Source organism: Pseudorhodoplanes sp. (genome assembly GCF_035565795.1).
Lineage (GTDB): Bacteria > Pseudomonadota > Alphaproteobacteria > Rhizobiales > Xanthobacteraceae > Pseudorhodoplanes.
The window spans coordinates 1-10,631 of sequence record NZ_DATMRV010000147.1 but is presented as its reverse complement, the minus strand read 5'-3'; the positions used below and the strand labels follow the sequence as shown (position 1 = coordinate 10,631).

General features: G+C 63.3%; 11 protein-coding genes and 1 pseudogene. 2 read left to right on the top strand and 10 right to left on the bottom strand.

The annotated features are described in order from the left end of the window. The 10 genes and pseudogenes from VNZ93_RS13520 to VNZ93_RS13475 form a co-directional block, all read right to left on the bottom strand. A pseudogene (locus VNZ93_RS13520) lies at positions 1–554 on the bottom strand (hypothetical protein); the annotation flags it as partial. 218 nt (positions 555–772) lie between these two features. Continuing rightward, positions 773–2,371 (bottom strand): 2-isopropylmalate synthase, encoded by a 1,599-nt coding sequence (locus tag VNZ93_RS13515; protein WP_325705722.1) that lies wholly within the window; start codon positions 2,369–2,371, stop codon positions 773–775. 403 nt (positions 2,372–2,774) lie between these two features. Then, a complete protein-coding gene (locus tag VNZ93_RS13510; RefSeq protein WP_325705719.1) occupies positions 2,775–3,713 on the bottom strand; it encodes a polyphosphate kinase 2 family protein in 939 nt (312 codons plus the stop codon). Positions 3,714–3,754: 41 nt separating this feature from the next. Next, positions 3,755–4,450 carry an NUDIX hydrolase gene (locus VNZ93_RS13505; RefSeq protein WP_325705725.1) on the bottom strand — a complete coding sequence of 232 codons (696 nt, stop codon included), beginning with the start codon at positions 4,448–4,450 and terminating at the stop codon, positions 3,755–3,757. Next, positions 4,450–5,343, bottom strand: a complete 894-nt coding sequence (locus VNZ93_RS13500; RefSeq protein WP_325705716.1) for a PhzF family phenazine biosynthesis protein — start codon at positions 5,341–5,343, stop codon at positions 4,450–4,452. Before VNZ93_RS13500 ends, VNZ93_RS13505 begins: the two co-directional genes overlap by 1 nt. A 78-nt stretch (positions 5,344–5,421) precedes the next feature. After that, positions 5,422–6,273 carry a pyridoxal kinase PdxY gene (pdxY, locus tag VNZ93_RS13495; RefSeq protein ID WP_325705714.1) on the bottom strand — a complete coding sequence of 284 codons (852 nt, stop codon included), beginning with the start codon at positions 6,271–6,273 and terminating at the stop codon, positions 5,422–5,424. Between the two features lie 165 nt (positions 6,274–6,438). Beyond that, positions 6,439–7,455 carry an ABC transporter substrate-binding protein gene (locus VNZ93_RS13490; protein ID WP_325705711.1) on the bottom strand — a complete coding sequence of 339 codons (1,017 nt, stop codon included), beginning with the start codon at positions 7,453–7,455 and terminating at the stop codon, positions 6,439–6,441. Between the two features lie 102 nt (positions 7,456–7,557). Continuing rightward, entirely contained in the window at positions 7,558–8,349 is a 792-nt protein-coding gene (locus VNZ93_RS13485; RefSeq protein WP_325705708.1) for an ABC transporter permease, read from the bottom strand. Positions 8,350–8,354: 5 nt separating this feature from the next. After that, positions 8,355–9,200 carry an ABC transporter ATP-binding protein gene (locus VNZ93_RS13480; protein ID WP_325705705.1) on the bottom strand — a complete coding sequence of 282 codons (846 nt, stop codon included), beginning with the start codon at positions 9,198–9,200 and terminating at the stop codon, positions 8,355–8,357. 67 nt (positions 9,201–9,267) lie between these two features. After that, positions 9,268–9,765 carry a DUF2165 domain-containing protein gene (locus tag VNZ93_RS13475; protein WP_325705702.1) on the bottom strand — a complete coding sequence of 166 codons (498 nt, stop codon included), beginning with the start codon at positions 9,763–9,765 and terminating at the stop codon, positions 9,268–9,270. Between the two features lie 60 nt (positions 9,766–9,825). On the opposite strand from VNZ93_RS13475, the gene VNZ93_RS13470 reads away from it, so the two are divergent. Beyond that, positions 9,826–10,068, top strand: a complete 243-nt coding sequence (locus tag VNZ93_RS13470) for a hypothetical protein (RefSeq protein ID WP_325705699.1) — start codon at positions 9,826–9,828, stop codon at positions 10,066–10,068. Positions 10,069–10,143: 75 nt separating this feature from the next. Beyond that, the coding region (locus VNZ93_RS13465) for an ATP-binding cassette domain-containing protein (RefSeq protein ID WP_325705696.1) at positions 10,144–10,631 on the top strand (488 nt) is incomplete at its 3' end.

The window sequence follows — 10,631 nt, the reverse complement described above, 5'->3', positions numbered from 1 at the left end:
CCGCCGGTCCAGGCGAGCGACTGCGAGCGCAGCGTCAGGAACGGCTCGATCACGACGGGATAGGCCAGCAGCGCAACGAACGAACCGAGATTTGACGCGCCATAGAGGAAATACGGATCGTTCGCCTGCGGATGCTTCGTGCGCGCAAACCAGGCCTGCAGCAGCGGCGCGTTGGCGGAGACCGCGAAGAACGGCAAGCCGATCGACAGGGCGAACAGCCCGATCAGCCACAACGCTTCGCCATCGGCCGGCGGCTTGCCGAAGCCGGACGCCAGCGCAAGCGGCAGCGAGAACAGCGCGAGACTGAAAACGCAGATGTGGATGCCGACCGCGACACGCGGATCGAACAGGCGCGTGACGCCATGGGCGTAGGCGTATCCGGCGAGCAGCATCGCCTGGAAGAATACCATGGCCACCGACCAAACGCCGGGCGAACCGCCGAGCAGCGGCAGCACCATCTTGGCGAACATCGGCTGGACCGAGAACAGCAGCAGCGCCGACAGGCAGATCGTGACGGCGAAGACGGGCAGAGTCAGGCCGATCAGGGACATCATCCCGCGGCCGCCGTCTGTTCGTTCGATCGCCGTCATAGCGTGCCCGTCGCCTTCGGAAAGGCGGCACGGTGGCAGCGTTGTCTGAATATCGACTTAAGGCTGGCGAGCGCCCACTCCGGTGGCGAGCGAGCCGGCAACCTTAAGATTGCGCTGAGCGGCGTGCTTAAATTTGAGTTGAGCCGGACGCGTTCGAAAGACCCGTCCGGCTCAATCCGAAGCTACCCTACATCCGTCGAATGGATGCGGCGGCCGCGGCCGCCTTCGGCGCTGCGGTTCTGCTTGCTGGTCAGCTTGTTCAGGGCGCCGAGATAGGCCTTGGCCGACGCAACCAGCGTATCGGGGTCAGCACCGCGCGAGGTAACAGAATAGTCGCCCTGCGCGAGCCGCACCGAAACCTCGGCCTGCGCGTCGGTGCCCTCGGTCACCGCGTGGACCTGATACAGTTCCAGCACCGCCTCGTGCGGCACCAGCGCCTTGATCGCATTGAAGATCGCATCCACCGGACCGTTACCGGTCGATTGCACCGTCTGCTGACGGCCGTCGATGTCCAGTTCCAGCGTTGCCGATTGCGGACCGCGAGTACCGGCGATCACCGTCAGCGAGGTCAGCGTGATGCGATCGTGCTCGTGCGCGATTTCCTCGTCGACCAGCGCCTCGATATCCTCGTCGTAGATGTGCTTCTTGCGGTCGGCCAGCGCCTTGAACCGCACGAAGGCATCTTCCAGCTGGTTGGCGGCGAGCTTGTAGCCCAGCTCCTCCAGCTTGTGCTGGAAGGCATGGCGGCCGGAATGTTTGCCCATCACCAGCGAGGTCTGCTTCACGCCGACACTTTCCGGCGTCATGATCTCGTAGGTCTGGGTGTTCTTCAGCATGCCGTCCTGGTGGATGCCGCTCTCATGCGCGAAGGCATTGCGGCCGACGATCGCCTTGTTGAACTGCACCGGGAACGAGGTCGCGGCCGACACCAGCTTGGAGGCGCGCGTCAGCATGGTGGCGTCAATGCCAGTCCAGAACGGCAACACGTCGTTGCGCGTCTGGATCGCCATCACGACCTCTTCCAGCGAGGCATTGCCGGCGCGTTCGCCGATGCCGTTGATGGTGCATTCGATCTGTCGGACACCTGCGCGTGCGGCGGCCAGCGAGTTCGCCACCGCCATTCCGAGATCGTCATGGCAATGCGCCGAGAAAATCGCCTTGTCGGCATTCGGCACGCGTTCACGCAGCATCGTGAACAGCGCGAAATATTCCTCCGGCACGGTATAGCCGACCGTGTCCGGAATGTTGATCGTGGTGGCGCCGGCCTTGATCGCGGCCTCCACACAGCGGCACAGGAAATCGTGCTCGGTGCGGGTGCCGTCCTCCGCCGACCATTCGACGTCGTCGGTATGCTGGCGCGCGCGCGTCACCTGCGCGATCACCATTTCGTAGACCTCGTGCGGCTCCTTCTGGAGCTTGTATTTCATGTGCACGGGCGAGGTCGACAGGAAGGTATGGATGCGCTTGCGCGCTGCCGGCTTGATGGCCTCGCCGCAGCGGTCGATGTCCTTCGGTGCAGCGCGCGAGAGCCCGCACACCACCGCATTCTTGGTGCGCCGCGCGATCTCCTGCACGGCCGCGAAATCGCCTTCCGACGCGATCGGGAAGCCGGCTTCGATGACATCGACACCCATCTCGTCGAGCAGCTCGGCGACCTCGAGCTTCTCGTCATGTGTCATGGTGGCGCCGGGGCATTGTTCGCCGTCGCGCAAGGTGGTGTCGAAAATGACGACGCGGTCCTTGTCGGAGCGTTGCGTCACGCCGGTTTTAGCCGTGGTCATGGAAATAAGGTCCTCGTCTCGTGCTGCGCCACTATCCGGGCGCCAATTCAGGGTTTTCCGTCCGGTACCCCTGAGCGCCCAGGCAAAGTTGCCCAGCCGGCCCTCAGGGGCGCCTAAGGAGCAGAAGACCGCCGAGAATGAGGGCAGCACCGGACAGGGCGTCTTGCGCCCCCCGTTTCGTCGCGCGTGCGGAGTCCTGCGCGGACATGCCGAAAACCCTCGAAAAACAGACCGTTAGTGTGCCAGCGCCACGGTGAATGTGGTGTTAACCGGCCGCATTTGAAGGGGCCTTTTAGCGGAGGCGGGGGTGTTTCGGCAAGTCCCGGCGGCTGGCGACCTTCGGCGAAAAGGCCGGGCCGCCTTGCTTCTTCGGACGCAACGGACGCCCGCCGCACCCGGCAAGCTAGCCGCGCCTGGCGTTGTCCTTGTTGTCACCCTTCTTGCCGTTTTTCTTCTTCTCCGGCAGTTCGGCCACGAGCATGACCCTCGCCTCTTGTAGTTCGGCGCGCGTTGCATCGTCGACGCGCGGATAATGAAGGTCGAGACTTTCCAGCGCTTCCACAAGAGCGGATGCCACCACCAGCCGCGTGAACCATTTCTTGTCGGCCGGAACCACGAACCATGGCGCATGCGGGCGGCTGGTCTCGCGGATCGTCTCCTCATAGTAGCGCATGTAGTCGTCCCAGCGCTTCCGCTCCGAAAGATCGCCTAGATTGAATTTCCAGTTCTTCGCGGGATCATCAATGCGTTCAAGAAAGCGCGCGGCCTGCTCGTCCTTCGACACATGCAGGAAGAACTTGAGGATCAGCGTGCCGTTGCGCGCATGATACTTCTCGAACGCACGAATATCCTCGAAGCGTTCCTTCCAGATGTCCTTGCCGACGAGTTTCGGCGGCAGCTTCTGCTTGGCGAGAATGTCGGGATGTGCCCGCACCACCAGCACTTCTTCGTAATAGGAGCGGTTGAATATTCCGATGCGCCCGCGCTCGGGCATCGCCACCGTCGTTCGCCACATGAAGTCGTGATCCAGCTCCTGCGAGGTCGGCGTCTTGAACGAGTAAACCTGGCAGCCCTGCGGATTGACGCCCGACATGACATGTTCGACGGCGGAGTCCTTGCCGGCCGCATCCATCGCCTGAAAGATCGCGAGCACGGCCCAGCGATCCTGCGCATAAAGCATGTCCTGAAAATCCGCGAGCTTGCGGATGCTGTCCTTCAGCATCTCCCTGGCTTCGTCCTTGTCGATGGCAAGTCCGGCGCTATCGCCCGGATCAATGTCCGAGAGACGAAACCTGTCCGGATTATCGACGCGGTATCGTCGGGCGAGGGTTTCGATCTTCATCCCGCCACTTGATCGCGATGCCGGGCGTTTGACAAGCGCCGTTATCGGCCCGCGCTGCGCAGGAATGTCTGGATAAAGCCCGGCATCATCGGATGGATGTCGGCTTCCCCGCGCGCGATATAGACGTCCGCGAGTTCAGGATCGGCCTCGAGCGCCAGATGGGCACGAATGCGATCACGCAATTGTTCCGCCGTCTCGCGTGCGCGCATCGGCTTCAGCAATGCGATCAGTGGGCCCGCGGGCACGCAGTGCCAGCCCGGATCGATGTCGAACTGATCCGGAGCAAGGCCGGTCTCTTCCTGCACTTCGCGCCGCACGCTGGATTCCAGATCGACCCTCCGGCCAACGACATCGTTGAGATCGGGCGTCCCGCCGGGAAAGTAGACCTTGCCGGCATTGGCCGTCCCGCCGCCCATGACGCCCATGACATAGCCGCCGTCCGAGCCCTGCAGCGCGCCCAGCGCAAAGCAATTGTTGATGCCCGGATCGACGAAGCCGAAGTCTCGCCAGGCCATGAAGCTCGCAAAATCGGTTTCGAAATAGGAGCCCCAAAGACATGCGCTCTCGATCTCATGCGAATGCATCAGCAGGATGCGACCGTTCCAGAGGCCAGGCTTGCTTCGACGGGCAGCTTCGAAATGCGCGTCGATCTCGGCGCGGCGCTTTCGCGCGAAGTCCCATTCGAACGAGCCGACGCTGAGATCGAGCGTCTCGATCCGGAGCACGGGGGCAGTCATCACGCCTCGATATGTCCGTCGCTGACAATGATCGCGCCGCCACCGATGGTGGCACGCGTGAGTGCGCCGCCCTCGATTGTCATGCCGAGTTCGATCTGGCTCGGCCGGCCCATCTCGTATCCCTGTTCGATCACGAACCGATGCTCGCCGTCGACGGGATGCGCCGTCTCCATCACGACGCCAGCGAACGCTGCGGCTGCCGCACCGGTCGCCGGATCCTCCCGGATACCAAGGCCCGGCGCAAACATGCGCGCGTGGAAATGGTGGCCCGGCTCAGTCGTCGCCCCGCAATAAAGATAGACCACCGCACGGCCCTCTCGCCCGAACACGGATTCGAACGACGCCGCAGGGCTGGCGCGGCCGATCGCATCGAGATCGCGGACCGGCACGAAATGCACGGGCACACCGGCCGACCAGCGCGACGGCACGCCGAAGCCGATCTCGTCATCCTTCAGCGACAGCGCAGCCGCGGCCTCCTGCACGGTCACAGATTCCCCGGTCCGCTCGGGCAATCGCGGCAACACGAAACTGGCACGGCCATGCTCCCGGCCAATCGCCTCCACAGTACAGCGAACGGGACCGACCGTTTCCTCCAGCACGAGTTCGTGGGCGCCGAGATTGTAGCCGCTCATGCAGCCGAGCAGCACCGCAGTTCCGACGGTTGGATGCCCGGCAAACGGCAACTCCGCTGCTGGCGTGAAGATGCGCAGCATCGCGCGGTTGCGCTGATCGGCCGGCGTCATGACGAAGACCGTCTCCGCGAGGTTGAACTCGCGTGCGATGGCCTGCATGTCGGCTTTCTCCAGGCCGTCCGATTCCAGCACTACCGCCAGCGGATTGCCGGCGAAGCGTGTCTTTGTGAAAACATCGAGAGTGACAAAGCGACGGCGCATGATCTTGACCTACCGTCATGCTGTTTCGATGAGATGAATTGCCGGTCAAGCCCAGCAAATGGCCGAAAGACGTTCTGCTTACCCCAGTCTCTCCGCTTCGAACACCTCCGTCGGCGCAATCAGCTGATCCTGCGCTTCGACCAGCAGGATCTCCCGCGCGCCACGGTCGGCGGTCAGCTTCAACACCCCGAACAGTGCCGAACCGGCCTGGGCCATCGCCTCGCCGCTCGAGCCGTTGCGCAGGACATGCGCAAAAAACAGCGCGGAAATTGCGTCCCCTGCACCATTTGCCTTGATCGGCAGACGCGGCGTCCGCAACCGGAATCGTCCGTCGGGCCCCGATGCGATCATCTCGATGCAATCGTCCGGCGTTTCTTCGTTGAAGACCGAGGTGATGAGAACAAATTCGATCCCGAGCGCGTGCAGCCAGTCGAGCGCAGCGAAGGTCCCGTCTATCGTACCGCTATCGAGGCCGGTCAGCACACCGAGTTCGAACTGGTTCGGGCAGATGACATCCGCAGCCGCCAGTGCACGCGTACGGAAAAAATCCGGAATGCCTTCGCGCACATAGATGCCGCCGTCATAGTCGCCGATCACCGGATCGCAGCAATATTTCGCACCGGGATTGGCGCGCTTGACGCGTGCGACAGCATCGAGGATCGCTTCGCCGGTCTCGGCCGAACCCATATAGCCGGACAGCACGCCGTCACAGCCCGGCATCACGCCGCGGTCTTCGATGCCCTTCACAACATCGCGGATATGCGCGGCGGCGAACACCTCGCCCGTCCAGCCGTCATAGCCGAGGTGATTGGAGAACTGGACGGTGTTGACCGGCCAGACTTCGATGCCGAGCCGCTGCAGCGGAAATACCGCGGCAGAATTGCCGACATGGCCGTACGCGACGTGCGACTGGATGGAGAGGATGTTCATGCCTTCTTCTCCCCTCCCCCCATGAGCGAAGCGAGTGGTGGGGAGGGGTCGGGGGTGGGGGGCAGAAAGCGCCTTTCCATGACGGCATATACCCCCCACCCCGGATCACATCGCAAGCGATGTGATCCGACCCTCGCCACCGCTTCGCGGGGGGAGGGATAAGCGCTATTTCGCCTTCGCGGCTGCTTCGACGAACCTGTTCGTATAGGTCTTCGACAGGTCGATCTTGGCTTTCGCGACATCCGGGGACGACTGGCTGAACACGTCGAGCACGGCCTTCGCGCCCTTCGGGTCCATCAGGCCGGTCTTGGAATACATCGGGATCGTGTTCTTCAGCGCCTCGAGATACAGCGCCTTGTCCGCGCCGATCAGCTCGGGCGGCATCTTCGCCATGATCTCTTCCGGCGTATGGGTGTGGATCCATTTCAGCGTGTTGACGATCGCCGTGGTCAGCCCCTGCGCGGCCTTCGGATTTTTCTCGATCCATTCCGCCCTGGTGTAGAGCGCGCCGCCCGGATATTCACCGCCGAATACATCAAGCGTGTCCTTCTCGGTCCGCGTGTCGGACAGGATGCGCAGATCCTTGTTGCGGCCCTGCAATTGCGTCACCGCCGGATCGAGCATCACGGCGGCATCGACCGAGCCCTGCTCCATTGCCGCGACCGCCGTCGCGCCGAGGCCGATGCCGATCACGCCGACCGAACCGGCGTCGACGCCGGCTTTCTTCATCAGGTAATTCAGGAAGTAGTGCGTGGACGATCCGGGCGCCGACACACCGACCTTCTTGCCCGCGAGGTCCTTGATCGAGGTGATCGTGCCGGTCTGCTTCGGCGATACCACGAGGACGAGTCCCGGATAGCGGTCATAGACCACGATGGATTGCAGCATCTGGCCCTTGGCCGCGAGATTGACGCAGTGGTCGAAATAGCCCGACACCACGTCGGCCGATCCGCCCAGCACCGCGGTCAGGGCCTGAGAGCCGCCCTTGAAGTCGACCATCTCGACATTCACGCCGGCCTTCTCATACTCGCCGAGCTGCTTGGCCAGCACGGTCGGCAGATAGCACAGGCAGCTCGCGCCGCCGATCGCAATCGTGATCTTCGACTGCGCGAGCGCTGCACCCGACAGCAGCACGAGGACGAAAAGCGAAGAAACCAGGCGCCCGACAATCCGAGCCGTCATGAAACTCCTCCCGATGGCGAAGGCGACCCGCTTGTCCGGCCGCATTTTGATGGCTGACGATAAAACACCACGCGGGGCCTGCAAAGTCCGCGCTTTGACGCGTCAGGTTCGCGTGTCGTCTGCGACCGGCCGCCAGACCAGCAGACGCCGCTCGACCAGCGTCACGAGGCCGTCGATCACGATCACAAAGGCCGCCAGCACGAACATCCCGGCGAAGACGCCGGCGATGTCGAAAGTTCCCTCCGCCTGCAGGATCAGGTAGCCGAGCCCCGCCGCCGAGCCGAGATATTCGCCGACCACGGCGCCAACGACGGCAAAGCCGACCGACGTATGCAGCGAGGAGAACATCCAGGACAGCGCGGACGGCCAGTAGACGTGCCGCATGAGTTGCCGCTCGTTCATCCCGAGCATCCGGGCATTGGCAAGAACGGTCGGGCTGACTTCGCGGACACCCTGATAGACGTTGAAGAATACGATGAAGAACACGAGCGTCACGCCGAGCGCCACCTTGGACCAGATGCCGAGCCCGAACCACAGCGTGAAGATCGGCGCCAGCACGATGCGCGGCAGCGCGTTGATCATCTTCACATAGGGATCGAAGATCGCGGCGATTATCGGTTTTCGTGCGAACCAGAAGCCGACCAGAATGCCGCCGACCGAACCGATTACGAAGGCGAGCGCCGATTCCGACAGCGTGATCCACAGATGCCGCCAGATCGTGCCTTCGTAGAACCACTTCCAGATGCGCGAGAAGACATCGCCCGGCGTCGAGAAGAAGAATGGCGGGACGAGCGGCTTGCCGTCCGACATCGGCACGGTCGTGAGCAGATGCCACGCGACCAGCGTGATCACGAGCACAAGGACCTGAAAGCCGACCAGCGCAAGACGGTTCATCTGATTCACCCGCCCCCCGTTTGCGCGTAGCCCTTCAGCACTTCATCCTTCAGCACGTTCCAGATCTCGCGATGCAGTTCGTGGAAGCCTTTCTCGAGCTTCACCTCGGCAATGTCGCGGGGGCGCTCGAGCGGAACGCGCCAGTCGCCGATGATGCGCGCCGCGGGTCCCGCCGACATGATCACCACCCGGTCGGACAGCGCGATCGCCTCTTCGAGATCGTGCGTCACGAACAGCACGGCCTTGCGATCCGCGCTCCACAGATCGAGCAGCAGATTGCCCATGATCTGACGGGTCTGCGCATCCAGCGGTCCGAACGGCTCATCCATCAGGAGGATTTTCGGATCGCGGATCAGCACCTGCGCGAGACCGACGCGCTTGCGCTGCCCGCCGGAGAGCATGTGCGGATAGCGGGCTGCAAAGCCGCCAAGTCCGACGCGCTTCAGCCAGCCGGTCGCGCGTTCCCGGGCTTGCGCGGAGGATACGCCCGCAGTCTCAAGACCGATGGCGACATTCTGCAGCGCGGTTTTCCATGGAAACAGCGAGTCGGCCTGAAACAGATAGCCGGCCTGCCTGTTGAGATCGGTCAATGGCGCACCGAAGATGTCGGCCGTCCCGGCGGCGGGTGCGAGCAGACCTGCAGCAACATTCAGCAGCGTTGATTTGCCGCAGCCGGTCGGACCCACAATGGCGACAAATTCGCCGTCCGCGACCGAGAGCGTCGCATCGCTGACCGCCGTGTAGGTCGCGCCCTTGCCCATGCGGAACGTGATGGTCACGTCGCGCAACGCGACCGCAGGGGCGGCGGGCTTTATGCCCGCCGGCAACGCTTCGGCTGCCGATACCCCCATCAACGACGCTCCGCTCCCGCCAATCTTTTGCGAGAGACATTACCCACCGGGCGGGAGCGCGCAAGCATCAGGCCACTTCCTCATCCCTCTGGTTGACGAAGATTAGAACCGCCAGAAGCGTCGTGTAGAAGCGGAAAGCACCCTCCTGCCCGTTCCAGGTCTTGGACTGCCACATCGCAAAATACTCACCGGCCACGACCATGAAGCCGAAGAACCAGACCATGAAGCCAACCGTCGCGCCCGCAACCATCCAGGTCTTGGCGCGCTGGAAGCGCGCGGCCGAAGCGCGCAGCGCCAACAGCATGGCGACGCTCGCGACAGCCAGGAGCACGAAGACGACGCCTTCCATCGCAATGATCGCAGCATAACCGAGCGACCAGAGCCGCGGATCGGTGACTGCCCGTCCCATCAGCCTGTTGCCGGGGAATGTGGTATCCATCGAGAGGACATGCTTCACAAACTCGTAGTTTGTCCCGTAATCGACGATATTGTCGTAGGTGACGATGAATGCGAATGCGGCCAGTGCCGCCGTCATCACGACCTTTGCAAGCCGGACGGTCAGCATGATCTCTCCCCTGTCCTCCCACCTATCCAGCGCTTATGCGCCTCTCGCAGATTCGCCTCAATGACCGAACGAAGGCTTTTCATCCGCATCGAACTGACGGCAAGCGCCCGAGCACGCGCCGAAGCCGCCGGGCTCGACGCGAACGCCGCCACCCAGTCGCTTGACGCCAGCGTGCAGGTCGGGGACCGGATCTCGTTCGGGGGCGATCCGGCGGACGACTTCGTGGTGCTGCGCCGTCGCTACCTGATCGGCACCGGCCCCGCGATCCTCGTTCTGGAGCTCGACCATCCGGCGCGGAATTAGGCGGCGCAGCCTGCCTGTCCCTCGCAGCTCGGCGATGCGATTTGAGGCGCGGCGTCGGGGATGCGACAATGCCGCATGGTGTCGGTCATCTCTTTCGAAGCCGTGAGCAAGGTCTACGACCCGGGCACCCGCCCGGCGCTCGATGACGTCACGCTCGCCATCGACAGGGGCACCTTTGTCGCGATTGTCGGCCAATCCGGTTCCGGAAAGTCCACCCTGCTCGGCATGATCAATCGCCTGATCGATCCGAGCGCGGGCGTTGTGCGCTTTGAGGGCGACGACATCCGCAACCTCGATCCGATCAGCCTGCGGCGACGCGTCGGTTACGTGTTCCAGGACATCGGCCTGTTTCCGCATATGACGCTCGCGGAGAATATTGCGATCACCCCGCGTCTGCTCGGCTGGGATGAAGCCCGTCAAAGCGCCCGCGCGGACGAATTGCTCGATCTCGTGCAACTGCCGCCCGGTACGTTCAGGGATCGCCTTCCATCGGAATTGTCCGGCGGTCAGCGTCAGCGGGTCGGTGTCGCGCGCGCCATCGCCGCAGAGCCGCACGTCGTGCT